Source organism: Stenotrophomonas sp. STEN023, from assembly GCF_056760135.1.
In genome coordinates this window covers 1-25,822 of the sequence record NZ_JBRREF010000053.1, presented here as the reverse complement: position 1 = coordinate 25,822, position 25,822 = coordinate 1, and the positions used below count along the sequence as shown (strand labels likewise).

Annotated in this window: 19 protein-coding genes; 6 read left to right on the top strand and 13 right to left on the bottom strand. The window is 58.8% G+C overall.

Annotated elements, in window-relative coordinates:
- Window positions 1-102: 102 nt before the first annotated feature.
- Both ACVOLV_RS14815 and ACVOLV_RS14810 read left to right on the top strand, forming a co-directional pair.
- Window positions 103-726 carry a hypothetical protein gene (locus ACVOLV_RS14815; protein ID WP_481555054.1) on the top strand — a complete coding sequence of 208 codons (624 nt, stop codon included), beginning with the start codon at window positions 103-105 and terminating at the stop codon, window positions 724-726.
- A gap of 249 nt (window positions 727-975) precedes the next feature.
- On the top strand, window positions 976-1,701 hold the full coding sequence (locus ACVOLV_RS14810; protein ID WP_481529055.1) for a MobA/MobL family protein: 726 nt from the start codon (window positions 976-978) through the stop codon (window positions 1,699-1,701).
- 205 nt (window positions 1,702-1,906) lie between these two features.
- Here the strand turns inward: ACVOLV_RS14810 and ACVOLV_RS14805 are convergent, their stop codons facing one another.
- From ACVOLV_RS14805 to ACVOLV_RS14755, 11 genes are all read right to left on the bottom strand, one after another.
- Window positions 1,907-3,367 carry a YfjI family protein gene (locus tag ACVOLV_RS14805; RefSeq protein ID WP_481555053.1) on the bottom strand — a complete coding sequence of 487 codons (1,461 nt, stop codon included), beginning with the start codon at window positions 3,365-3,367 and terminating at the stop codon, window positions 1,907-1,909.
- Window positions 3,364-3,660: a hypothetical protein gene (locus ACVOLV_RS14800; protein WP_481529057.1), complete on the bottom strand. Its 297-nt coding sequence runs from the start codon at window positions 3,658-3,660 to the stop codon at window positions 3,364-3,366. Before ACVOLV_RS14800 ends, ACVOLV_RS14805 begins: the two co-directional genes overlap by 4 nt.
- A gap of 540 nt (window positions 3,661-4,200) precedes the next feature.
- Window positions 4,201-5,298 carry a hypothetical protein gene (locus tag ACVOLV_RS14795; protein WP_481555052.1) on the bottom strand — a complete coding sequence of 366 codons (1,098 nt, stop codon included), beginning with the start codon at window positions 5,296-5,298 and terminating at the stop codon, window positions 4,201-4,203.
- 244 nt (window positions 5,299-5,542) lie between these two features.
- Window positions 5,543-8,179 carry a helicase-related protein gene (locus tag ACVOLV_RS14790; RefSeq protein WP_481529163.1) on the bottom strand — a complete coding sequence of 879 codons (2,637 nt, stop codon included), beginning with the start codon at window positions 8,177-8,179 and terminating at the stop codon, window positions 5,543-5,545.
- The gene (locus ACVOLV_RS14785) at window positions 8,176-10,197 is read right to left on the bottom strand and encodes a hypothetical protein (RefSeq protein ID WP_481529164.1); all 2,022 of its coding nucleotides are present in this window, start codon (window positions 10,195-10,197) and stop codon (window positions 8,176-8,178) included. The genes ACVOLV_RS14790 and ACVOLV_RS14785 overlap by 4 nt, the downstream gene beginning before the upstream one ends.
- A complete protein-coding gene (locus tag ACVOLV_RS14780; protein ID WP_481529165.1) occupies window positions 10,194-11,420 on the bottom strand; it encodes a hypothetical protein in 1,227 nt (408 codons plus the stop codon). Before ACVOLV_RS14780 ends, ACVOLV_RS14785 begins: the two co-directional genes overlap by 4 nt.
- A gap of 382 nt (window positions 11,421-11,802) precedes the next feature.
- Window positions 11,803-12,231: an SMI1/KNR4 family protein gene (locus ACVOLV_RS14775; protein WP_481529166.1), complete on the bottom strand. Its 429-nt coding sequence runs from the start codon at window positions 12,229-12,231 to the stop codon at window positions 11,803-11,805.
- 2 nt (window positions 12,232-12,233) lie between these two features.
- Window positions 12,234-12,824: an HNH/ENDO VII family nuclease gene (locus tag ACVOLV_RS14770; RefSeq protein ID WP_481529167.1), complete on the bottom strand. Its 591-nt coding sequence runs from the start codon at window positions 12,822-12,824 to the stop codon at window positions 12,234-12,236.
- Window positions 12,821-16,093, bottom strand: coding sequence for an ATP-binding protein (locus ACVOLV_RS14765; RefSeq protein ID WP_481529168.1), 3,273 nt, complete (start codon window positions 16,091-16,093; stop codon window positions 12,821-12,823). Before ACVOLV_RS14765 ends, ACVOLV_RS14770 begins: the two co-directional genes overlap by 4 nt.
- A complete protein-coding gene (locus tag ACVOLV_RS14760; RefSeq protein WP_481529169.1) occupies window positions 16,090-16,983 on the bottom strand; it encodes a hypothetical protein in 894 nt (297 codons plus the stop codon). The genes ACVOLV_RS14765 and ACVOLV_RS14760 overlap by 4 nt, the downstream gene beginning before the upstream one ends.
- Window positions 16,980-19,031: a dynamin family protein gene (locus ACVOLV_RS14755; RefSeq protein WP_481529170.1), complete on the bottom strand. Its 2,052-nt coding sequence runs from the start codon at window positions 19,029-19,031 to the stop codon at window positions 16,980-16,982. Before ACVOLV_RS14755 ends, ACVOLV_RS14760 begins: the two co-directional genes overlap by 4 nt.
- A gap of 41 nt (window positions 19,032-19,072) precedes the next feature.
- Here ACVOLV_RS14755 and ACVOLV_RS14750 point away from each other — a divergent pair, with 41 nt between their 5' ends.
- From ACVOLV_RS14750 to ACVOLV_RS14735, 4 genes are read left to right on the top strand one after another with little or no spacing between them, the layout of a single operon-like run.
- On the top strand, window positions 19,073-19,843 hold the full coding sequence (locus tag ACVOLV_RS14750) for a TnsA endonuclease N-terminal domain-containing protein (protein WP_481529171.1): 771 nt from the start codon (window positions 19,073-19,075) through the stop codon (window positions 19,841-19,843).
- 10 nt (window positions 19,844-19,853) lie between these two features.
- Window positions 19,854-21,767: a transposase gene (locus ACVOLV_RS14745; RefSeq protein ID WP_481555051.1), complete on the top strand. Its 1,914-nt coding sequence runs from the start codon at window positions 19,854-19,856 to the stop codon at window positions 21,765-21,767.
- The gene (locus tag ACVOLV_RS14740; protein ID WP_481555050.1) at window positions 21,760-22,656 is read left to right on the top strand and encodes a TniB family NTP-binding protein; all 897 of its coding nucleotides are present in this window, start codon (window positions 21,760-21,762) and stop codon (window positions 22,654-22,656) included. Before ACVOLV_RS14745 ends, ACVOLV_RS14740 begins: the two co-directional genes overlap by 8 nt.
- Entirely contained in the window at window positions 22,653-23,798 is a 1,146-nt protein-coding gene (locus ACVOLV_RS14735; protein ID WP_481555049.1) for a TniQ family protein, read from the top strand. Before ACVOLV_RS14740 ends, ACVOLV_RS14735 begins: the two co-directional genes overlap by 4 nt.
- Before the next feature lie 73 nt (window positions 23,799-23,871).
- Here ACVOLV_RS14735 and ACVOLV_RS14730 read toward each other — a convergent pair whose 3' ends face one another.
- Together ACVOLV_RS14730 and ACVOLV_RS14725 are read right to left on the bottom strand one after the other, a co-directional pair.
- Window positions 23,872-24,270, bottom strand: a complete 399-nt coding sequence (locus tag ACVOLV_RS14730) for an antitoxin Xre-like helix-turn-helix domain-containing protein (protein ID WP_481555048.1) — start codon at window positions 24,268-24,270, stop codon at window positions 23,872-23,874.
- A 177-nt stretch (window positions 24,271-24,447) separates the two neighbouring features.
- Window positions 24,448-25,650 carry a hypothetical protein gene (locus tag ACVOLV_RS14725; protein ID WP_481555047.1) on the bottom strand — a complete coding sequence of 401 codons (1,203 nt, stop codon included), beginning with the start codon at window positions 25,648-25,650 and terminating at the stop codon, window positions 24,448-24,450.
- Window positions 25,651-25,822: the final 172 nt, after the last annotated feature.

Sequence of the window (25,822 nt, the reverse complement as noted above, 5' to 3'; positions counted from 1 at the left end):
GAGCCAGGGAGCTTTCAGAGTCGTTTCAATGATGCGTGTAGATGCCCTAGTGCATTCCACGCTAAATCAACCAATGCCCTCAGGGGTTCCGAAGGATTATCAATGAAGATAAAAGGATTGTTCGTGGCTGCAGTATTCTCAGCCGTAGCACTTTCGGCTTGCACGAAGGCAGAGACGCTTTCGCGAGAAGGCGACATCAACCTGGCGGGATGCAAGGTTCCTGCAGGGCTGACAGTGGAGCAGGTTCAGGCGGTGAGTTGTACACCTGTCTCTGCGACCGCTCCCGTAGCGTCAGAGGCGGAGAATGAGGTTGCAATCAATGAGGCGCTTGCTCCGCATGCAGCGATGAACGGGCACGACGAAGAGAATATTGGTGCGCGCAAGATCGTGAAGGGTGATCTGAACGGTGATGGTGTCGAGGATCGCGCCGTGCTTTTCGTACTGGAGGGAGGAGGCGGAAGCAATGCCTACTCCATGCACCTGGCTGCATTCCTCAGTGAGAGCGGGAAGTTGAAGTTCATCTATTCCACACCGGTGTCGGGCTACGGAGAGGAGGTGCAGGGCATATCCTACGGCGATGGGATGGTGAAGATGAAGAAGCTAGGGCAAGGCGAGGGTGATGCCATGTGTTGCCCGACGGCTGAGTACGAGGTGGACTACCTGCTCAAAGATGGGAAGTGGCTGGAGATCTATCCCGAGGATGACGGCACTGCTCAAGCGCTTTGATGGCAGAGCATGATGCTTGCTGTGAATTTCTACACAAACATGCATAAGGTATGAGAGATGCTGGATAGACGTGAGAAGCCAATCAATCCTCCTTCAGATGCCTAGCGTGCAACAGAAGGGGCGGTAAAGAAGGGGCTGCGCACTTACCGTTTCTCTCTGGCAACCTAGCGCGGCAGCGTTTAAGCCGCTCCATAGAGGTCACCTACTAGCGTGGGTGGCCTTTTCTTTTTTTCAAGAGAGAGGCTCCATATGGCCACGTTCCATTTCGAAGTGAAGACCGGTGGCAAAGGCAGGGCGGCACCGCACAGCCTGTACATAGCCAGGCAGGGTAAGTTTCGAGGACGAGACGATCTGGTGCTGACCGGTAGCGGGAACTTACCTTTCTGGGCAGACGGCAATCCAGTAAAGCTATGGAAAGCTGCTGATGCGCACGAGCGGGAGAACGGAAGCGCGTATCGGGAAATGATCGTCGCGCTTCCCAATGAAATCGGTATATCGGGTCTCCGCGACTTGGTGGAGGACCTTGTCAGACTGCTGGCGGGATCCAAGCCATATCAGTTCGCGGTGCATGAGCCCCAGGCTTCACTCGATGCCAGGGTCAATACGCACATGCATCTGATGGTGTCGGATCGGTTGCCAGACGCTATCGAACGGGATGAGCTTCAGATGTTCCGGCGATACAACGGTGTACGGCCTGATGCAGGTGGGTGTAGGAAAGATGGCGGCGGAATGACCCGTGTGCAGTTGCGTGACAGGTTGATTGCATTGCGGTGCAATGTGGCTGCTGTGCTCAATGGCCATCTGGAACGGCACGGCTTTGAGGGAGTGCTCGACCACAGGACGTTGGAGCAGCAGGGTGTCGCACGTCGCCCTGAGCGTCACTTGGGGCCCGCGCGGATCAGGTCAATGTCAGTAACGGAGAGGCTGGCGTACGTCGATGGAAGGCGGGCATTTCAGGGCCAAGGCATTCGTTGATCTTCTTGCCGGTGCGGTCCGAAAGACTCGGACCATTCCCCCAAAGCATCTCGCACTCGATGCTACTTTGCCCCAATTAGGGCAAAGTAGCATTCCGTGCACTGTTGTCGGCCCCCAAAAGACGTTGAACGCGCTCGGACGTTTTACTTGGCTTCAAAAAGAAAGGCCGCCCCGAAGGGCGGCCATAGTGAAAACCTTGGAAGGCCTAAAGATGACCCCTGGCACCGAAGACGACCGGGTTAAGTATGATCAAGTGCCTGCCTGAGCGTTGGAGGTAGTTCTCCCGCTCCACTCGAATCACTCCGTCTGCCTCCAGCAAGTCCAAGGCAGAGCAAAACCGACCCTGGTGGCGGATTGGCCCATTTTTCCGGACATCGTTGCGAGGTGCGTGATTGTAGTCGCGTTCCCAATAGCGCGAGCACAAGTAATCCTTCAATGCCAACGCGTCCTTCTCGTCTTCAGGAAGTTGATTGTGGCTACCAAACTTCTCCTTGAACTCCCTGAAATAGAATTCGACGATGGAAAGCGCACGCTCCAGCGTCGATCGCTCGACTACATCGCCCTCAAGCCCCTCGAAATGATGAAGGATGCCAGCCACCCTGCTGGCAATCTCTACGGACTTGGAGGCAAAGTCGCGTATTTCCTCATAGGCGCCGCCCTTCCCGATCTGCAGCTCAATCAGGTTCTGAGCCTCGACCCACCTTGCCCTTGCATCGGGGGAGAAGCGAAGAATCCTCTTGCTGCGATCACCGGTAGCATGGCGAGTATCGCGTTCGTGGAGGAGCTCGGTGATCCTGCCGTGAAAAACGTCGAGCGCAGGGTGGCGCGAGCTGCCGTCTTCGCGCCGGTTCTTGGTCACCCGGTGACCCTGCGTTGACTCGGGATGACACAGCAAGAAGCGGGCCAAGAAGCCGGAAGCTCGTGCCATGTTGTTCGGCTTGTCCAAAAATGCGTTGAAAGGCCCTTCCTGGATCATGAAGCTGAGCGTCAGTCGAGGGGCGTAGACCTCGATGATCTCTTTCGCAAGATCAAGCGTCGCGATAGCGGGGCCGTCCCATACCTTATTGAGCGTGCCAAGACCGCGGGCCGCACCGCTTTTCACGAAGGTTTCGCCTTCATCTGAAAGAAGTGCTATGGACTTGCTCTGCCCTCGCATCGCATTGATCAAAGCGCGCTCCGTAGTGTTCTTCAGCACGATGCGCTTGAGTGCGGGCTTGGAGGGTTCCGCTGCCATGCACGCATCGTAGCGTTCGCGCAACTCACGCGGCTCATCGAGAACAGATTTGGCAATCATTCGATCTAGTGCTTTCTGAGTAGCGTTCCAGTACCGACGCTCGGCCTTGTACTTCTCCGAAGCAGCTTTGTAGGCTTCAGTCTGTGCAAGTTCGTACTCATAGATCGGCTTCAAAACAAGGTTGTCGGTTGACGTTTTGCGCTCACCCGAGTCCCCAATGGTAGCCAGGAAGAGTGCGCATGGGGTCGTATGGCCGATGGGCAACATCATGTCGATGTCAGCCTGGCAGGCAACGGACATGGCAGTCAGGAACGAGCTGGCAATCATTGCATCCGGCGATTGAACGGCATCCATTACCTCGTCGAAGGCCAGCTCGACAGTTTCGTAGAAATGATTCGCCGGAAATGGGAAGGAGGGGATGTGCTTGTTCATTTGCTGTCCTTGCTGGTAGCGATTTTGCCCATGGCTTTCGCCTGGAGATCCATCAGTTCCTTGAAGCGCGCGGGATGCAGCTTCAGGCCTTGTGCCTGAAGGACCTCCAAGATGGCCTTCTGGGTCACTTGCCTATCCAACAGCTCCAAGATGGTTGGGTACAGCATGGCGAACAGTTGGGTGTTCCGATGCTGTTGCTTGGGCTGCAACGCCTTCAGCGCATCGGCGCAGCGGTTTGCCTGGTCCTGCAAGCTGTCGTCGTGTCCAATGGACGGGGGAGTGCTGTTATTCATGGCCGCCCTCCTTAGTACGCCGCGTGCGCATTGGCGCAGGCGTGGACATAGGCCATCACTTCCGACCGCCACCACACTGAAGGAGAGCGGCCGGACGTGCCCAGCTTGAAAGGCTTGGGGACTCGGGGGTCATGGGACGGCAGCCGCGGATTAAGGCGGGCATACCAAGTGCTCTTGCTGATGCCCACAATGGACAGCACCTCAGGGAGGCGGATTGCTTGGTCCTGGGCTGGACCGCATTGGAGTGATCGGAGGATGGACTCCAAACGTTCCAGTGCCTCATCTGCAAAGGAACCAGATCCTTGGTAGAGGCCGTTTGTGCTGGCTCTTTCGCCGACGGCACATTGGTTGGCGCCTGGAAAGGCGGGGGCGATTGAAGAAGATCGGTGGATCATTGTCGTTATCCTTTTGGATTCTCGCAGCGCGCAATTGCGCTGCGTTGAACAAAGGATCACGGAATCCAATTCACCTTGGAATCGCTTAGCTAGCCAATGTCTTTACATTTATAAGTATTTGTGAATTGACATGATTGGCTTTCTGTCATTTTCCATTTTTCCCAAATCTATCAACGAGTTGTTGATAGGCGGCCGTGAGTTCGGGCTGCTTCTTTCCTGAGTTCACCCAGTTGAAGATCGCCTCGGCAAAGCGCTCATCTATGGGCGTTTCCGTCCTTGTTCTCTTCTTAGTATTGGCGTCATATGCCTCCAGCGCTTCAGTGCCCCCTGGGTAGCTCCTCATCTGCTGAACTATCAACTGTGGGAGACGGCCAACGTTCTTCTCATTCTCAGGGAAAGTGAAATTTTTCATCACCTTAATCGCTATTCCGACAACGCCCTTCTGGGCCGTCATAGGCGCTTTGGATGCGATTTCTCTCTTTGACTCTGACTCTGTCTTTGGGGAGTAGGTCATTCCTAGGTAGAAATTGCATTCCAGCAGCGCGTGGAGAGCTCGGGAAGAGTCTTGCTCATTGAACGCGTTCCGTGCCTCGATCCAATATGCGATTGCGACTTCCAAAATGTCGTCAATCTTGATCTTCGCGCGTGGCTTCAGTTCTTCGTGTTGACGCTTCAGTTCTTCGAAACGTTCAGGAAACGAGAAGATGCATGTCTGATGACCATCTTCGTCCTGTGTGACCGTAGTGTCCGCCCACGTCTGGGCGAGTTCATTGCTAAGTGTTTCGTAGTCGTTTGCATTCTTGATGATTGATTGCTGCTTCCACTGAGCATACGCAGTGGCGTTCTTTCGTTTCCCCAGCTCTGCGCATGTCTTCTTCCACAAGACTTCGAAGGGGCGTGGATCATTCTGCCGATTGTTGTGCTTGCTATGAATCTGGTTGAGCAATCGGTCGAACATGCAGTTGAGATCGGGCAGGTCTTGGCTGCTGTTGTACCTGCTGCTCGGACGCACGCGCGGCGCAATAACGGTTGTAACCAGAGGACGCTTTGATGAGCGCAGTTGTGAGGATGGAAGCGTTGCGGGCACTTTGGCGGGACTCAACTTAACAGCTCCTTCTGTGGTTCTAATCCCTTGCATTCTGAACAAGTGAGCATGGTGTTTCCAGCGGATTACGACCTGAAATCCCGCAGCTAACAGCTGCATGGAGTCGGGGGGGCGGTTCGTGGCGTCGTAAGCCTTCATGGCGACGGAACTGAAAGCGCTGGCTTATGGCTTGTCTTCAATCGCTGCTACTCATACTCCGGCCAGAAGCGACAGCCTTCTTGTCTGCGCCACATGGATAGTATCGTCGGCCGGCTGCAGGTCAGTTGAATGGCCAAATGTCTACTTTTGAGCTGAACCCTGATGTAAGGAGTGATCTGCGCCTTTGGGGGCGCTCTGTCGACAATGGGTATCCGCGTCGCAGAGAGCCACTGCTAAAAGGCTCTTAGTTCTCTGTAGGCACCTCTGAATCTGACGCCATAGGCGAAAATCGCGGCGCAGCTATGAGTATCCGATCACGCAGTGCTTGGTGATCAGATTCGGTGTTTTCATGCATCGGTAGAATGTCCCCATGAAGCTGTGCGCGGAGCATATCCCATCGCTTCTCCAGAACACGCCAATGCCCTTCATCGTATGTACCTTCGAAGACAACTTGGCGTACACGAATTCGAGGCACTTCGCTCGCCTGAACGCATTCCCTAATAGCTATTTCCAACTTCTGTTCCCACAGGCTGCCGAGTCGATCTACGCGGCCGATCTGCTGTTCCACCACGGCTGGATTCCATTCCAAGTGCAACAGGACGACGGTACGGCATGATTCATGAAGATTCAGCCCTTCGCGTCCGACCATGGACTGAGCGATTAAGACGCGCGGGAAGGCGTTGGGTCGGTTAAATGCAAGTTGGAGCAGTCGACGGGTGCCTGGCTCGATTCCGCCGTGCAGCTGACGCGCAAAGGGTCCGCTGGCGTGTGAGTAGTCGTTGTCGAGCTGCTTCAGGATCGCAGCCCAACCCCGGGGCGACCGGGCATCACCTTGGGCAATGTCGTCCGCTGCATCGGTGGCTGTGTCGAGGTTGGCCGCCGCCTGTGCGAGCTCTAGCAATGTCCCTGTCAGTTCCGCTGGCGTCGCAGAGTCCGCTCTATCACCTAAGTGATCGGATAGCGCGCGCGCCACGATTGCCAAACTGCTGTGCCCGGTCGTCGCATTCGCTGCCGGTAATGAGGACTCCAGCAGCAGTGCAAGCAACTGGCCATAGTTGGTCTGTAGCTTGGCATCCAGTGAGGTAAGCCCCTGCTGCAGCTTCGCCACTAGTCCATTACGGAACCGCTGGCGGCTGCTCTCCAACTCCCGGTAGGCCTTTCGGAATTGATCATCTAGTGCGGCAAGATCGGCCTCGCGACCATACAGCTGCCGATGTGCGACCCGCACTGCATGTACTTCATCCTCTGGTATGGCTCTCTGCGGCCATACAGTGCCATGTTCTAGTGAGCGCAGCATTGCGCGTGCGTTGAGCAGCTTCATCAGGGCCTGCATCGGCTCGCGATAGCGTGCGAACACAAGCACCTTCTCGTCAGTAGCAACTGATTCGATGAAGGTCATTGCCTCGATGAGCGCCGGGTGCGAGTACAGCACGTCTTCGCCCGACACATCTGGCCGGAGGGCACGTTTCATCTGTTCTTTCCACCAGTCTGCGCGGCATTTCCGCTTCTCTTCGTGGTTGTTGCGGGGTGAGTCCACAGGCTCAGGCGTGTCTTGTTCCTCCTTGTCCAGAACCTCGTCAATCAGCCGGGCGACACCATGGCCGTTGCCCATAGTCAAACGCTGGAGCTTGCCGTCGCTGTCATGGCGCATATCACTGACAAATGAAAGGGCCTCAGCCGCACAAACCGCCTGCTTCCAGCACGTAGACATCGATTCCAAACGCACCGGCAGCTTTGCGACATCGCGATAGGCGTTGGTGGGTAGGTGCGTATGTTTAACGAACGAGCGAACGGCCGTATCCTCACGCTTGTCGCGACGGAGCACATAAGGATCTAAGGCGCCCTTGTAGTTGGCCGCAGCTGCCACATAGGCGGCCTCCACCTTCGGGTCGTGCGGCGAGCGACGCAATGCCTCCACGCACCTCACATACGCGTCGATGGTTGCAGGCACGCTCTCCTGCTCGACGTGAATCCGTTTCAAACTTTGCTGCCATTGCACGGCATCAAGCTCTACCGGAGTTGCACTCATTGCGAGCCGCCGCGAGCCAACGTTCTCCACCAGCACGTTAGCCAGCAAGGAACTTAATAGGCTGTCATCTCCTCGACTTTTGTGCGCTTCGTCGATGACAACCAGATCGAAAATGCCCAGGCCCAGTCCCGTGATGCGGTCCAGGTGTTTGCGCAGCGTGCCTTGGCTTCCATGATGTTCTGGTTCTGCTGACCGCTTCCAGACAGGAATGGATTCGCTCACGTTATCGATGATGTGCCGAGCCGACGAGCGACGCGGAAGCTCGCGTAGATAGCCAGCGATGGACGCCCCCGCAGCGCGCGTCTCCAAGTCGTCGAGCACTGTGCACCCACGGTATCCATAGGGCAGATCGTTACCCAGCACGTCCTTTTGGTAGCGTGCCAGCACTTCCGGCAGCAGCGACCAGCGCCAATCTGGCAGGCGCCCCTGGGGCCAGCGGTTGAAACCATGCGAGAGCAGTACTACAGGCTCCCTGAACCATGGCTTGGCAGTGGTGCCGGGTGTCCAAGCCTCGAGATACTGCAGATAGGTGCGCAGTAGGTCCGGCGTGTGCAATTTTGCGGGCGACAACTCTCGCTGCCATTGTCCACCCAGCCCCGATGGAGCAACGATTGCAACACGTCCGCCGGCGCGAACCACGCAAAGCGCCAAGGCCACCGCAATGCGTGTCTTTCCCATGCCGACTTCATCGGCCAAGATGACGCCGTTCCTCGTGAGCCGCTTGCAGAGCCCGAGCAGGCTGGCGCGCTGCCCATCGTTCAGTGGCAGAGCCCCCTTTTCTTGCACCAGCTGACTTTTCAGTAGCAACTTCGCATGCTGAACCACATCATTCCAATCCAACGCCCCAGTCATGCCCCGCCATCCAATGCAGTAAGTCCTTGGGTCTTCCATGCCCGTTCCACCCGGTCAAGCGCGGCTTCGTAAATCGCGCCTGCGTCACTGGCGGGGTCTTCTGCGAATTGAGGGCGGAAAGGCGCCGCGCGCAGTGGCGAGAGCGGGTTGAGCCCCATTGCCACGAACTGTGCCACAGCCGCGCTGTCATGTGTTTGGCATAGGGTCTGCTCCAGACGCACGCACCATCGTGGCCAATCCAAGGTAGATATCTCAATCTGTCGCGAAGCAATGCGTTCGAGCAAGCCCATCATTTGGCGAATCGCCGTACCCTGCGATACCACGCGACGGATGGTGCGCTTGCGCTTGGATGAGTTACCCGGTCCGATGTCTGCGGCGTCCTCGTCGACTTCGAACTCCTCCATCTCGGGTTCCGGTATGGTCGGGAAAGCGAGCAGCTGCTGTTCTGCATCGACAAGCTCAATGCCCTCTAGCGGCGTTGCGGAGACGCGACCATACTCGTCGATCACTGGCACCCAAGCCTCTCGGATTGTGCCCGCATCGCTCCAGCGCTGCCGTACCATTCTGGGGGGGGAGCCTGTCCAGGCATAGCCTTCGGGAATCCGGAGACATGCCACTCCGGATTCGTCCAATACCTCAATATCTTCAGGCAGTGTTTGCAGCCGTTCGACATCCGGGCCTACAGCAAGAATGCCTTCTACCCGCCAGTGCAGGAGCGCGAGGGGGCCAGAGAAATTCTCAGCCTCGGGGGGCTGCCATGCCTCACCGGGAGATAGAGCCGGCGCGTTAGCATCTAGTTGTGGTCCGCCAATTGGCAAGCGGTCTCGAATCATTGCCTGGTCCTTGCGACGGCCGCTCCAGTAGAGGTCATCCAGGAAAAGGACCACGCCTGCTTCCAGATTGCCGCCCCTTCGCGACATTCGCTGCATCATCCCAGCGGGGGTGAAATTGCCTGAACCCAGGTAGAGCCACGCGTTAATGCAGGCCTTGGTTCTTTCGTTTAAGCGAGCCGCAAACAGGAACTTGGCATGCAACGTGCGTCGGCTGTTTTCTCCATAGAGTGCTTTGGGCGGTACAGCCGCATGCACCGCGATCGCGTGGCCGGTCTGCTCGAGCAGATAGGCCACGGAGCCCGCGATGGACTGGCAGGCCGATGGATTTACGTACAGCTCCACCTGACCGTTCCGCTTTAGCAGATTGGCAGACTTCAGGCGGTTCACTACGGCCACTGGAACTGCTGGTCGGGTAGTGGCACATGTTTCCGTGCCGCCGGGCTGACCTTCGTAGAAGCCAGACCCCATCGCCACATAGCTATTGGGTCCGCGTATCTGTGCCAGGCCGAGGATCTGGTTGAATAGTGGTTGTCTGCGGCTGTCGATGAATCGCGGTGACAACTTGTCTGGATTGTTGCGCGACTTCCCGCACGCTTGCAGCCACGCAGCCAAAGCCAGAGACGCGTCGCCGCCAGACAGCGGAATGCCGGTATCCAGCAGGCGGGTATCGTGCAGGTCTCGTAGTGCATAAAAGAGATTCGTGGCGGCTTTGATGTCAGCACACTCTTGAGCGCAGTTCGGACCAAGCTGCTCGCTGAAAACCTGCACTTCGCAAGCCAGGTCCAGGCTGTCTTCCACCGTCTGTTGCGTCCAGTTACCGGTAGAAACCACGAGCCGAACACACCAACGGCTCGCATTCTGTTCATGACGGAAGCCCAGTAAAGCGACTTTGGCATGTAACAAGCGGAACGGGCGTTTGGCCGCATTGCGCAACGGCAAGTGGGTCAAGCCCGGAACAGCTGTGGGCAATAGTGCGGGCTGGCCTGGGTCGAGCATGAGTGCCAGCCGAATTTCCCCAGCGCGCATACGCTGATAGACACTCTGGCCCATGAATCGATCCGTTGCTTCGTTGAGGAATCGGACATCGGCCGAGAAGCCACAGACCCAGCCGAACATCCCTGCAAAGCCCTCTGGCGGTGCAAAGTGGCCCAGCAATGACTTAGGCGTGTGTTTCACGCCGCTCATACGGCTTTCCTCTCCGATTCTTCAGCCGTTTGGCGTTCCGATGTGTCGTCCAAATCCATCTGTAGCAAGTAGAGATTTCTGACGCGGTAGGACACACCCACCGGTACGGCCACTGTGCGGTCGTCGGCTTCAGCTTCCCCATCGGCTTCTTTCTCGGCACTCAGAAGAGCGACGGGTGGATGACCGGTATAGGCGGGACCCGGCCGGGCACAGTCGTCCACCAAACGGAGTACTTGATCGTCGCGCTGCAGCAGCGCGCGTAGGGCGTTGACGTCGCCAGCCTGGCATTCGCTGCAAAACAGGTTGGCATCCTCATCGTGGTGACGCAGCGTCAGGAATGTTCGCGCCTGCGCTCCGAGTGCTTTGAGGGCTACAGTCACAGGGTCCGGGAGTTTCTGAGTAAGTGACAGTGAGCGAACCTTACGAGCTTCAAGTACCTGCTCTACGGAGTTCAACACCTCTATCGCCGCTTCACGTACAGCCACCAACTGTGCACCCGCGCGCAGATCATGCCAGTGCTGCTGATCCAGTTCTGCTGGCGCCTTCGCGTCCGCCAGCGACTCCACAGTATCTGGCTGACTTCGCAGGCGAGTGATCCATTGCCATGCGTTTTGGCGGCGTTGGCGCAGGACTGGGTTGAGTGCTAGACCTTGCAACAGTGAATTCTTCAGCCACGCACTTGCAGAGGGGGGCAAAGGCCTTAGCGGATTAAGGGCTTTTGTTAAGCCGTTGCTTCCCCATTTTAACTGGCTGCCACACACCCAATAGCTCAGGTGATCTAGCACATTGTTGTTGCCTACGGTCAGGCCTTCCAAAGAGAGGGAGAGGAATACGTCGACGTTGTCATTGCATTCGAATGCATTGAAGCGAGCGCTCTGCGTATCAGCCAGTCCCAGTGATGGTAGGGCCTGGGCAGTGGACATGCGCATTGGCTGCGCCACATGGAAGTTGCGCTTGCGTGCGCTCTTGAAGCTAGGCGATGTAGCGTCGTCCGGCAACTTATTCCGTCCTCGCAGACGTGGGTTTGCAGTCCACCCGTTTTCTCTGTAGCCAATGATGCAAGCTACCGCTTCGATCGCGTTGGCTATTTCAATGTGGGTAACCCGAACGTTCCAATGTTCTACCCGTTTGGCCACTGCCATGCTGAGTGCGGTGAATAGCACTTGTCGTCCGTACCGCACGCCGCCTATGCCCGGAACGGCTAGTTCGTTGAACTGACGCACGGATGCCCCCAAGCCCAAGGTGCGTGTGCGGCGTGTGCTGGATAGCTGTTCCGGAGCCAGCAGGCCCCATTGACTTCCTGTCATGTATGCTCCTAGAGAATTTTTGTTTGTATGTAGGAGGTGATGGGTAGATCCCGCTAAGTTGCAACACGTAAGCCCGCTGCAAATGATCGACTGTGAACCTATAAATTTAGTGATTGAGGACCGACCGTCGCATCGATTCGCTTGGCCTTCTCGACTGCCGTTGGCTTTCTGGACGAACTCCGTGGAAGGAAACCACCAGCAAGATCAAGTCATCAAGCGTGTCGCCTATAGTTGCCGAGACGACACGTATTTTCTTATAAAGATTCAGAGAGACCTTTTCGGGAGTTGGTGAAGAGCCTTACACGTCCTGGTCTTGAATTAGACGTTTCAGTAGAAATGCATCTAGGTCTTCTGAGATACGCCGCACAAGGCCGCCTTTAGGCATCGCCCAAAGCACGATGTCCTTGGCGGTGGTGTCGTAAAGGTAGTAATGGCCATCTCCTTCATCAACCAACGGCAACGCGCCCAGTGGGTAGCTCGCATCCTGGGCCAGTTCATCGTAGGCCGCCAAGATACTGAGGTAGTAGTCGTCAGGTACACCGAGGCCATAGACCTCGGTGCTGCCGTAAACAATCACGCCAAAACGACGAAGGTATTCACGGTACGTGGTGCCAAAGTCAAGCCCCAATTGCTGTTCGGCTCGGTCAATCACTTCGGTCGGCGCCGGGCGGGTAGTGGCCTGGCTTGCATTGAGCGCGGCCTCAAGCTGGTCGAAAGTATGGGTCATATTTATTTTCCTGCGTTGAAGTCGGCTGCGCGCGCTTTCCAGTGCTCAGCGCGTTCCTTCGCAAATCCATCACGATTGATCATGGATTCCTGCCGTTTGTTGTGGAGCACGTTGTCGTTCCCGCTGCCACAGTGCTCAGCCTTGGTCAGTTCCGCCAAACAGGAATCCTGCCTTTGACCGATATGATGCAGATCGATGGGCCTGCCGTTCTTGTCAAGTGGCGCAAGCCCGGCCTCCATGCGCTCCAGGTTCGTGGTGCCGAAGAAGTCCTTCTGCTCAAGGTCGATATCCGTGCGCACAAGCGCTGGCTTTCCGTTGATTTCCTTCGCCTCAAGGCCGGCATTCTTGTAGATGTTGGCTTCAGCCTCGCTCCCAATGTCATTCACCAACGATTCCGGCCAGCCGCTGTCTATCAGCTCAGTCCGGGTGTCCTCAGAAACGGGTGGGAGATCCCCACGGGTTTCCTGGGTGACATGCACTGGCGTGTCCAAGCTGCGAGTGTCGATCTGCACCTCGGAGCGCTCCATCTGGCCATTGCCCCAAGGAATCTCGTTCCTGCCGCCATCGCGGCCTATCACGCTCTGGTCGATCATGCTGTCTCTTCCGTCATGTAGCTGTGCCATTCGGCATAGAGTGTTTTTTTTGACTGGTCGGTGGAATATATATCTCGCATCATGCACTGCTCCACTGCCAGTCGTATCTGCGGCCCCGCTTCCGGCGCCAACTCGCTGACAACACGTTGCAGGTGACTGCGCATAGCCTGCAGCTCCACCGCGTTGCGCCCTATGGCCACTACCTCGCGGCGGCAGCCCCAAGCGTCCACCAGCAGCGCTGCTAACTGATCAAATCCCTCTGCTGCATCGCCAGGCATTGGGGCGCCTTCCATACGCGCCTGTAGCATGGCTTCCAGTGCCAACCGTACCCGGCTGGAAAGCGGCATGTCCGTCAGTCCTTGCCGCAGAAGACGCACGTCCACCCGCGGCGCTCGTGGAACGCGCCGGGCGAGCAGAAGATTGGCCAACTGGGTGCGCCATTGCCCGGCATCTACTCTCGTGCTCTCAGTTTTGGTCGGGACGAATGGCGCCGATTCTGTTGCCAGATGGTCCATCTGGCACAGCACAGGCTCTAGCCAATCATTTTGGTGAATGACCGCTGCCCCGCAGGGAAGGCGTGCGATCTCCGCCATCTGGCCCTCGTTCAGACCAATGGAACCACCTATCAGGCGGCGGTCGGTCTCCTCTGGGAGGCGCAGCACCACCTTAATGTTGGTATTGCGAATGGCGGCCATGTCCACGGCATGTGGAGACTGGTCGGCAATAATGAAGCCCTCGCCATAGGTGCGCATTTCGGCAATGGCGGCGGCGAGCATCTCGACCGACTTACCCGCGATGCTGCCACCTTCCGGTCCGCTGGCCACACTGCAGGGCAGCAGATTGTGGGCCTCTTCCAACACCGTGACATGGCGTAGCGCCTGGTTCATGCCGCCGGTGGCCATGCGGTGTTCGCTGAGCCGCATGACTAGCATGCCCATGACTAGGGCGCGGGTTTCACTGGACCCAACTCTGCTCAGGTCCACCACCACGGAGCCGTCAAACAGCGCGCTGTCGTCCAGCGCATCCGTGCCGAACAGCCGCGCGTTTAAACCATTGCACAGCGAGTGAACACGAGTACCCAGGGCGCCCTTGTAGTTGGACTTGGCTTCCTCTGCATAGTCCGACGAAGCAATCACCCGCTGCAGCGATTCCATCAGATCGGCAAACCCTGGGAAAACCCTTGGTGCAAGCGTGTTGCATGAGGCATCCAGGTCCCACCCGCATTGCGAGTAGGCCTGCAGTATGGCGTCCTTCAATACGGCCGGCATGGCGGCATACATGGGCCAACATACGTTAAATATCTCCACCATCCGATCCACATGCTCCAGCACGTGGATCTGATCAGGGAATGCAAATGGGTTGATCCGCAGCAACTCCGCCTGCATGGGGTTGGTGCCCAGTACACGTACCCCCGGCCAATGGCCAAGCACATGCTTGTACTCGCCCTTTGCAGGCTCAATTACCAGAAATGGCACACCGGCGGAGTGGGTCTGCTTGAGCAGGTTGTAGATCGCGTTGCTTTTGCCGGAGCCTGTGGAGCCACAGATGAACATATGGCGGCACAATTGGTCTATGTCCAGTGCCACCGGCTGCGCTAGGTTCTCCCATAGGTGGCGCATTCTCCCCAAGGCCACGGTGCAAGCCTGCGGTGCACGCACGGTGCCGTTCACATGCTGGATGCGGCGGCCGAAGGCCTGGGTTTCCACCACGCTGACCGTTGATGTGGAACGGCGCGGCAGGCTCAGTTGCAGTGCCACCTCACGCCCGGACAACAACGTTGCAGGCGTGGTCAGGTGCGCGGCGCCGTGGCCAGGCAGCTGCCTCCGGAGCATGGGGTGGGTGAGCTGGCCCAGCCAAGCTAGCACCCGTGTGCGCGCATCATCGCACCACGTGGTGACAGCGAAGTCCTCCTGGCTGCTGTTTTTGCCGCGTACCAGGCTGAGGAAAATGCTGGACAGCGCTTCGGTACCAGCCTTGCTATCAGCAACGAAATACGCCGATGCGCTCCATCCCCCATAGGTGCGTGCTTCCTCCACCCGAGCAAGATGCTGGTTGATGCGGAGCAGCAGCTGCTCAATGCCCTTATCGTTGAACTCCAAGGTCAACTGGCGGGAAGAACCTTCGGTGGTGGTGTCCGACCGGCCATCGGTAACGGTATCGCTGGACGTGCGGGAGGTGGTGCTGGATCTTGACTTCCCGCTGGACAAACTGACGCTGTTACTCGTGCCGGTGGAATCAGACGTGCTGGTTCCCTGCGATTCGCTGCCAGAGAATGCCTCCCGGACCACCGATCCCAGCATCATAGTAGCGGGCACAGAAATGCCTCCCGTAGGAGCAGCCAGCGCTATACCAGCCGCGCTGATACCAGTGACTACACCGGCAATCTTCGAACTAGTGGTTGCTGTTTGAGTGCCACTGCTTGCGCCGGTGGTGTGAGTGGTGCTGCTGCTGACGGTATCACTTCGCCCAGTCGTCTCCGTCAGCCCCATGCTCCGGCCCAGCGTTTCGCCCACGCTGCGGCTCAGCGTGATGCCAACGCTGTAGCTGTCCTGATCACCAAAGCTCCAGCTCATTTTCTGCAGTGGCGCCAGTTGGGTGGCTACCTGTTCGTAACCTGCGCGGATGTTCTCCAACTGGCGGCTTTCCAGGGGCTCGGCGAGAATCAGGGCGCGGTAGCGGCGGCGCTCGGCGGCGTCCAGAAAGCGCTCCAGACCCTGCGCAAAGCGCTGCACGTCTTCGGTCGCCAGCGAAGGCACGCCGGTCACCGCTGAAACATAGCCACTGCTGCTGGCGCGTGGTGACACGAGGTCCTGCAGCGTCTGCTCCACTTCACCGGCGCTCAGTGATTCCATGGCACTTCCTGCGAAATGCCCCCGAAATGCTTCCTGCAATAGCGCACCAGCACTGTCGCCTTCAAAACGGGCTGGCTCCCCACGTGTGCCGATGAACACATCGGTCTTTTCACCGTCAGAATCCAAGTACAGCATAACCGTGTAGCCTGATGCTCCCAGCGCAGTGTAGGCCGCTGTTAAGCTTTCGAGCACCGATTGGCGATTCTCATGCACCAGCCGGCACAATCGGTATAGACGCACATCGGTGGCAGCACTGAGCTGCTTCTGGTCCTGCGGCAGCAGCAGCACCTCATATTGATCAAGCTCGGAAAGGTAGGTGCGGTTGATCTGCATGCGCGCACTTTCAAGCGCCGCCACTGCGCGCTCGCGCAAGGCTACGCCGGTGTATGCAACCGAGGCGGTAGAATGCAGGTTCATCGGCGCTCCCCACGGATATATGCCGCAAGTGCTGCAACCCCTGCCGCCAGAAGTCTGGCAATGCGCTCTGCCCAGCTAGGCCTAGTGTCCTTGGGAGCTTCTCCCCGGAGTGCGTCGTTAAGCAGCGGGGACGGCGCTCTGTCCATACTGCCCACCCACACAGGCAAGGTTGTAGCCAGCGGGGCCGTGACCACCGGCACAAACCCCGCCGTTCCCTGCTGACGCAAGTGCTCGCGAACATCCACCACATGCAGGAAGCGCTCGATGCTGAAATTGGCGTCCAGGAACACCACTTGGTCATCGTGGTACTCGGCACACCAGGTACCTCGATTGCTATTCAACGACGCCTTGAACCGCCCTTCCTCGAACACTACAAATACAGCTGCATTCTGATCTGCTGCACAGGCCATGGCGGTCTGCAGGTACGCGCCACTCAGCCTGGCATCTGCCAGCTCCAGCACCAGCGCTGACCGGATGATGCCTGCATCATTCGCAGCCAGCGCCCTCGCCAAGCTGGGCGAGGGCGAAAATGCTGCTGCCGCAGTGGCCGCGTTGACTTCGTCTTTCGCCAGCGGCGTAATACTCACCTGCTTCACAAAGCCAGCGGCTCCCAATTGCTCCAGGTGGGAACGCACCCGCAGCAGGTGCTGGGCGCGCTCGGCGCTGAAGTTTCGTCTGGCGTGGCTGACCTGGAGGAAGAAGTACTTCGCCGTCCAGTGAGCCTTTTCAGGCTCGGGTGCCGGGATCATCTCAGTTACGGCATACGGCACTAGTACAGATCCTTCGGCCTGCCATGCCTGCAGTGTCGCTTCCAGCTCTTCCAAGGGCGTGGCAACGTCGGCCATTAGGTTCAACCAGCCTTCGCCCGTGCGCAGATCCGTGGTGTTCATGCATGCGCCTCATGAACAGCCAGGGTTTTGGCAAGTCGCTGGCGGATGGCCTCGCTCCAGCCGCGAAGTTCGGTGGCCTCGGCCAGCGCGGCTGCGCGCAGGTCGCGGTCTTCAATGCGGGCTTGGGCTTGATCAAACAGCTCGGCCACGCGTGGCTGGAGCTCAGTACGCACATGTTCAACAAATACATCGCGCAGCTTCTGCCCTTCCCTGACCATGGCGGCGCGGGCCTTCTCCTGCAGGCCTTTGAAGTGTGCCTGCGGCTCCTGCTGTTCGCTCTTGTAGAATTCTGCTAAGTCCACAAACTCCTCTTCGCCGTACACGTCCACGGTCTTGGCCTTGAACCAGCTAACTGGATTGAACAGCTTGCGGTCCATCACTTCGCGCGTGCCCGTCTTCACTGGGCGTGTTTTCACATAGTCGCGAGTCACCTTGGGAGCGAACGATAGGTTGCCTGCACTGCGAATCAGTCGCGCCAATGCCGGGAATTGCACCTCATCGACATCTCCCACGCTATCCGAAACTAGCGCTTGGTAACGCTCCTGGAGGTCCTTCTTAAGCGCATCTTGCTCGGCCTCAAACGCAAGCTGGTACGCGCCAAGGATTTCTTTAAAGCGAAAGCTCATGAGCTCCCCCCATTCCTTGGCCAACTGCCGCGCCTGCGCAGGGCTGACTTTGCCTTGGAACCTGTCGATGTCCTCGCGGTTGTAAGCGTTCAGCTTGCCAGAAATGCGCACCAGCGCTTTCTCCGCGTCTATCGTCAGCTCGTGGTGGTCACGGCCTAGCTGTTCTGCCAGCGCCTGACCATCCACGCCCTGCTCGTAGCGTGCCCGTAGCTTTTCAACCTCAGCGGCCAAGGCCTGCACGTTGCCGGCTTCCAGCTCCTCAATGCCCTTGTGCCGGTTGATGACCTCGTCCACTAGACGCGCCATAGCATCATGGCTCCGCTTGAACCGTTCGGGCAGGTGGTACTTCTCGACGTAGGCACCCACCGTTCCCTCCAGCGCAGGCAGCCCGCTGCGGCGTTCCAGCGCAGTGGCATTGGAGGTGTCGGCCGGACCGTGCTCACGCACGCGTAGCGGGGCGTACTGTGCCAGGTCCATGCTTGGCTCGCTCTGGAACCAATCTAAGAACGAGGCTTTGGCGATGCGTTCCTTGCTGGACAACACTGCTTCCGGGAAGCGTATCAACCGGGATGCATAGGCAGACAGAGGGAATATCTGTGGGTTGTGGATGCCATGTTCCTGCAGATATAGGCGCGTACGCGCCAGCATTCCGGCCACGTCGTCACCGGCTTCCACATCCAGAGCGTCCATCTTGTTGAGCACGAAAATGAAACGATCACTGGCCTGACGGCCTCCATCTGCAATAGTCTGGGCAACTAGCTTCAACAGCCGGGAGTCATCGGTAATGCCACGCTGGGTTGCGTTCAGGACGTAAAGAATCAAAGGGTTGCGGGTGGTGTCCTGGATGTAGCGCATGGTGGTGACGCCATGGGCCTCGTCGCTGCCGTTGTTCGGTCCTGGCGTGTCGGTAAGCACAAGCCGTGCGTGGTCTTGGCGATGGGCGGTCTGAACGGGCCCGTGCACTTCCACCAGGCTGGTTTCCGGGTCCTTGTTCCAAGCACGCATGGTGGCCAGATCCAGATCCTCGCATTCGTCCAGCAACTCGTTGGAGGCGTCAAAGCGCCTGCCACGGAACTGCCCGGCGGCGATGTTCTCGTCGTGGTAAATGCGCGTAATTGTAGCGGTGGTGGCCTCATTGCCTGCCGGCAGCAGGTCGCGCCCGAGCATGGCGTTAATCAGCGTGGACTTGCCAGAGGACATGGTGGCAACGACGTACACGTCAAAGTCGTTGTTGCCCAAGTCGTGCAACGCCGCCCGGGACGCGGCGTCGTCTTTCAACACCGACACATACCCCGGGTGTTCCAATACCTGCGCGCGAAGGTTCTCAACCTCGGCCTGCCTTGCCTCTGCGGGCGCTGCCGGCACCCATCTCAGGTTGACCTTCATGTTGGCATCGCGCGCGGACTGCGCGGCTGCTGACATTTCCAGAAGTCTTCGCGACCATCGGGCCAAGGAGGCCCGAAATGACGCCAGAGACCGCACATCAGTTGAAGCGACTTCAAACCTTACTGGCTGCGACTTCTTATAGTTTTCCAGCAGAAGATGCGAAAGGCTTCCCAAACTTGCTCCCAGCCGCCAGAAAGATAGGTTTAGGCCGCCGGTCGCTGACCGGAATGATGACGTCCGGCGCGAAGGTAGAGGGTCCCGGCCCCTTCGAATCCGCCTTGGAGCGGGACTACTTCGTCCTCCTCGAGTTCGACCAGCAGGTCTCGGTCTGGCATCCCCAGCCCGCCGAAGTGACCGGGCCCGCTGCTGGCCGGTCGGGAAACCAGAAGTACTACCCGGACGTCCTGGTTGAACGGATTGAGACCGTGAACGGCGAGCCGACCCAGCGGGCGGAGCTGTGCGAGATCAAGTATCGGGAGGAAATCTTCCGGAAATGGGTCACCCTCAAGCCCAAGTTCAAAGCCTGCCGCCGCTACGCCCGCCAGCGGGGCTGGCGGTTCCGGATTCTCACCGAGGTTGAGATTCGGACCCCGCGGCTGGCCAATGCCAAGTTCCTTCTCCCTTACTCGCGTCGGGATACCGACTGGATCCTGGAGCACCAGGTGATGGAGTCGGTCCGCGCCTTGGGCGAAACGACCATTCACCAGTACATGGCCTCGCTGCCAGGCAGCCAGTGGGACAAGGCAGCGGTACTGCCGGTTGTGTACTACCTGATCTGCAGGGGTGAGATCGTGGCCAACCTGGATCAGCCACTGACGCCACAGTCTCCGATCCGTGCCGTCGACTAGTAGCTCGACGGTGCCAGAGAATCCGCTGGCTATCGGCGGAGTCTTCGTCCTTCGTGGCGAAACCTACCTGGTCGACAGTTATCTCGACCTGACCCATCTCATCGCGCGTCGAGAAAGCGACGGCCAGAAGGTGCGGCTGATCATTGCCGACATCCTAGATGCTATTGCCACTCCCCAATCGACCTCAACCCCTGACGAGGAAACAGCGTCTTCGAGCGGCACGGAAACCCTGTCAAAAGAAGACTGGGATATCGCGGTAGCGCGAAGCGAGAAGCTCAAGACGCTGGTGGAGGCAAAGCGGCCATCAAAGAAACTGGCCGCCGAGGTGGCCACGTTCTTCGGCGTGCATGTCAGCACCATCTATCGCTGGCTCAAGCGGGAGCAGCAGAAAGGCATTGCAGCGCTGGCGCCGCTACACCCCAGCGGTGGGCGTGGCAGATCGCGGCTAAACGACATCCTTGACGATGTCATCTGGGCGGCCATCGAAGAACACTACCTGACCGACAAGAAAATGCGGATCTCGAAGGTCATGACGATTCTGGGGCCCAAGTGCCGCCGCGCGAATCTGAAAGTACCGCATGCCAATACCGTCAGGCTTCGCGTGTCCTGGCTCTCTGACAAGACAAAGGATGAAGCCCGCGACGGAGAGCGCGGCCGCAAGCGGCACCGGCCCGTGCCGGGCTCTTACAAGGAAGCTACCCACCCGAACTCTGTCTGGCAGATCGATCACACGCCCCTGGATCTGTGCATCGTCGATGATGTCTATCGTCGCAACATCGGCCGGGCGTGGCTGACCCTGGTCATCGACGTCTACAGTCGCTGCGTCGTGGGCTTCTACCTCTCGCTAGACAAGCCCAACGCGACCTCCGTTGGCATGGCCCTGGTCCACGCCATCCTGCCCAAGGAAGGCTGGCTGGCGGCGCATGGCATCGACGTCAAATGGCCCAACTGGGGCAAGCCGATCAAGGTTCACGCTGACAACGACAAGACATTCCGATGCGACATGGTCACTCGGGCGGCGATGGCGCAGAAGTTTGACCTGGAGTGGCGGCCAGTCAAGACGCCGCACTGGGGTGGACACATCGAGCGGCTCCTTGGCACGCTCAATCAGGAAATCCACACCATCAACGGGACGACCTTCTCAAACCCTACCCAGCGAGGCGACTACAAATCGCACGAAGAAGCCGAGTTCACCTTCTCCGACTCAGAAACCTATGTCACCAAGTATCTGTGCGGCGTGTATCACCAAAGCAAGCATGACGGTATCGGCCGCCCGCCGATCCGGATGTACGAGTCCGGAATTCTTGGCGATGCTCACACCCTAGGTACGGGCCTGCAAGCGCCGATCAAGGATCCGATGCGACTGCGGCTGGACTTTCTCCCATTCAAGGAAGTGACCGTCCAAGCCTATGGCGTCACCTGGGACACCATCACCTACTACGACCCGAGCATCGATCATTGGATTCATGCCCGGGATCCGGAAACAGGCAGGAAGCGGCGATTCACTGTTCGGCGGGACCCCCGGGATCTGAGTTCGATCTGGTTTCTGGACCCCGACCGCGACGTCTATCTAAAAATTCCGTACCGGCGCATGGAGCACCCTTCGCTCAACCTGTGGGAGCTGCGAGAGGTCAGAGCGCACCTGCGAGCCCAAGGTAAGGAAGAGGTTGATGAGGACCTCGTGTTTGATACCTACGAGGAGCTCCAGCGGATCAAGAATAATGCGAGCGATGAGACCAAGGAAGCCCGTAAGCGAGATCAGAAGAAGCGAACCTACGAAAAGAAGAAGGCGGCTGAAGCCGCACAAATAGGCGCTGCCACCCCCGCCAGCCAGCAAGCGCCGCCCAGCAGGCCCGCCAACACGAACGGCCTGCTGGAGGACGACGAGGAGATATCGTCCTTCGAGGTTGTGCGCGGTGGCTGAGGACCATCTGAGCGCCGAAACACGCGCGATGCTGGGTCGGCCGGCAGCCGAGCGTTTGGCTTGGTTTCAGACCGAGTTCTGGATCAAGTACCCGGCGTCCGACGCCATCCTGGCTCGATTGGAAGAGCTGGTGAACAAGCCGCGCCGGGCGCGCATGCCGGGATATTTGGTTACCTCGGAATCGAACAACGGCAAGACATCGATCGCTATGCGATTTGCCGGCCTCCACCCGCCGGTCTTCTCCGAAGCCGATAACAAGATGCAAATGCCAGTGATGCTGCTGGAGGTCGTCCCTACGCCGACCGAGGCAGCCATCATTGAGCGCATTCTCTCGATCTTGGGGATTCCCTACCGGCTCACCGATCCCGTGCCCGACAAGCGCGAGGCCGCCATCGTCGCGATGCGTATCGCCGGCCTGCAGTTGTTGATGCTGGACGAGCTTCAGAAGATTCTTGGCGCCCGACTCGAACAGCGCAGAGCCGTGATGGACGCATTGCGGTACATCGCCAACCAGGTGCCCGTGCCCGTAGTGGCCTTCAGCACACCCCGCGGCACCGGGGGCCTGGCATCGTCAGACGAAATGATCAACCGACTTCGGCCGCTCACATTGCCCACGTGGAAGCTGGATGCTGACTTCCAGCGACTGCTGCTGTCTTTCGAGGAGCACATGCCGCTGCCGGAGCGTTCGGGCCTGGGCAAGAAGGCAATGGCGGCCCTGATCCACACGTTGTCCGAGGGCCTCGTGGGCGAAGTCTACGACTTGCTCGAGCTGGCGCTCAGCGTGGCCCTCGCCTCAGACGCCCCGCGGATTGACGAAACCCTCCTCCGAGGCTTGGCCTGGACCCCCCCGTCAGACCGCAAACGCTTGGCCCGCGCCGCCACGCCATGAGGGTCCGCGGCAATCGCTGGTCCAGCGTTCCGCCGCCTCAACCTGACGAACTGATGTCTTCCTGGCTCCATCGGCTGGCCCGGGCCAACGGCCGCTCCGACCACACGCTTTGCTCAATGATGTTTGGGCCGGTGCCGTTGCTGACCCGCGACCTCGATCTGACCATGCCCGTTGCATTGCTACCTGTGCTCTCGGAATGGACGGGCATTTCCGAGTGCCGGTTGTCGGAACTACTGCTCACGACACTACAGGGCAAGGTCACCGGCGAAAGCCGGACCGGGACAGGCTGTCGATGGGTGCTTCCCTTGGGTGTTTACCACCGGGTACGCCGGCACCATGGGCTTCAATACTGTCCGAAATGCCTGGCGGAGCCCATCGCATACGCTCGAAAGCAGTGGCGCTACGCCTTCGTGACCGAGTGCCTGGAGCATGAGCGCCCTCTGTTGGACCGGTGCCCCACGTGCGCGTCTCCCTTCATGTTTCACCGGATGCACCCGGATCGCGGGCAACGCTGGGGCTGCGCGACGTGCGGCGAGGCCCTGAACAAGCCAGATGCCGGTGTCGGGTCAAAAAGCCTACTTCGACGACAGCAGGCGCGACTCGTGGCCGCGGCCGGCAGCGGCGGAGCACGCATGAACTGCCGCTGGGTCAGCTCGCTGACACTGTTCAACGGGTACCGATTTCTCGTGCACACGCTCACCTCATCGCGCTTGAAGCACCTGGCTAACACGGCAATCATCGACCGGGACGGCACGTTGCGGCCCTCTGGGACGCACACAGAGTTCGAGCGTATGGGGATCTACTTGAGGAGGCCGATTATGCTCGCGCTGGCCACGTGGATGACCGATTGGCCGGATTGCTTCCTTCGAGACGTGCGGTCGTCTTGTTCAAGCCGGTCGGTACTGATGGGGGATCGGCGGCACATCCCGTTCTGGATCCAGGAGGCGCTCGATACCTTGCCCACGGCCCAGCCCCACCGACTGACGTCACAGGAAGTTCAAAGCTGCGCGCGGTGGCTCCGAGCCGGCGGCCAGGCCATCAGCTTTGATGGGCTGTGCAGGGCCCTCTCACTTTCCACCTGGGAACGAATGCTTCCCGCGAACAGGGTGCTCTTGGGAGAGGGCGTGTCCGGGCTGGACTGAGCGTTGATGTGGCCGGCGCCGTAAATCATCCGTAGCCTCATCGCGAAAGAGTGAAGTCTAGCCGCGCCAAGGCCTACCCCCAGCCGCGCTGGGTGTCCAGGTACTGGCGGACGACGAACAGGTCGGCAACCTGGCCCCCAATCATTCGATCCAGGGCACTGCTTCCTGCGAACAAAGGGGCCGCATTCGCGCGCTTGATCCATCCGTCCGCCTGCGTCGGGGTCGCAAAGAGAATGTGCAGGGCTCGGTAGATGCCGAGAACGTAACTGATGCGCTCAAGGACATCATTGGTGAGCGCTCCGGTGCGAGTCCGCTTCCATCGGTAGTAGGTTGAACGTGCCGGGCGGCCCAGAAGAACGCGGGCCTCTTCAGAAGTGAGGCCCCATTTCCCGCAAATATTGAAGAACGCGGTGAGTCCGGGTCTGGAAAGATCGGGCCTTGTCGGCAGAGGCTGATGGGTTTGAGGCTTCATGAAAAGTCCTCGCTGGATCTTTGATGGCGACCAGAGCTGCCGCAGCATCGGGTGCAGGTCGGGGCCGCCCACCAATAGTCTAGCCGAGCGGCCCAGCGGGCAAAACTCCGGTCATTCAGCATCGGCGTGGGTGATGAAATGTATCCAGCCCATGGCTCAATGCGATCGGCGCCCGCACTAGCCCCGATAGATGTCCGCTTCGCCGAGCACGTCCACGAAGAGCGTCAGCATGCCGCCTGGCTCATCGTTCTCGAAAGCAGGCTCTCTTGGCCGATTGGGCTCGCTGGGTGATCGCGGGAGTTCGTCTGCCACAACTCGGCGGTGGAAATCTATAAGGTCCTCTATAGACGAGCCAGGGCGCTGGCCCATGCCGGCAGTGGCTGCTGCCCACGTTCCCCCGGACTGCCCTAACGTAAGGAAGGAGCGGAGCGACGGTGCAGCGGTATGGCGCACGTTATGCGCATAGTGGTTCTGCAGAAAATGACTCAACTGCAACACAGAGCCCCGAGGGTTTGAATTCGTGGCCGCATGGTGAATAGTTGCTCCCTGAGCACCGGCTATCAGTGCCTCATAAAGGGCAAACCACTCTGGAAAATTATCAGGATCAATAGGAGCGCCCGGTACGAACGACGCGCCCAAAGATCCGTTAAGTACTGGAACTGACCACGAGTGAGGGGCGCATTTGATGATCGCGCTGAGACATTGGGTGTAGGAGCTGAGGCTGATATCGGGCGACGAATTGATCGTTTGCCATTTCTTAGCCCAGGCCCCAAGTGGCGGGTTTGACCCGGGCCAGCGGGGGGCGATAGGCGAGTACCCCTGGGAATAGGCCGACCAAGGGTCGGCCATATCCGTGTCGAAATCCATGAACGTCCACGGGGTGCTCACAGCAATCGGCCACTCGGGGCTAATGACGGTGCAGCCACTGGGGGGAAAGTCCCTTTTTAAACGGAAGGTCCCGCTATATCCATTGAGCGAAAACATGGGCATACGATGCAGGAGGTCGAGCTCGTAGGGGGTGCTCGAGCCACCATAAGTACCGAGTAGCTTGTCTGTTCGCTTGCCCTGAATGAGCCACATCCATTTGACAATTTTGCCCTTGCGCGTCCTTCTGACAATGACCGCAAGGTCCGCCAACTCTCGCTTGTCTACCCGATTGCCGCCTTGGGACCAAGACACCCAGGCGTGCTTATCCAGCCAAATAGATGTCAAGTGAATGGCTCGGCCCGTCGCTGAGCTGAGTTCACGGGCCAGATATCGCAGCGCATTGCCTTGATGCATGCCTCGAAGAAAGTCGAGCTCCCAAGCAACGCCACGGCCGAGGCTGCTGGCAACTCTAGAGCCGTATCTCCAGAGTCTCTTGTCAGTTGAAAAGGCCATTGTTCAACGCCTCATTGCAATGGTGGTGATGTCTAGGTGACGCCATTTCGGATCCAGCCCCATGAATCGCCCCGGCTTCTCCGGAGGCCATTTCGTTTGAGTCACGCCGCGATGGCGTGACCCGTGTTGCCGGCGTAGTACGCCGCCTCCGCTTCCGCCGGGGGTATGTTGC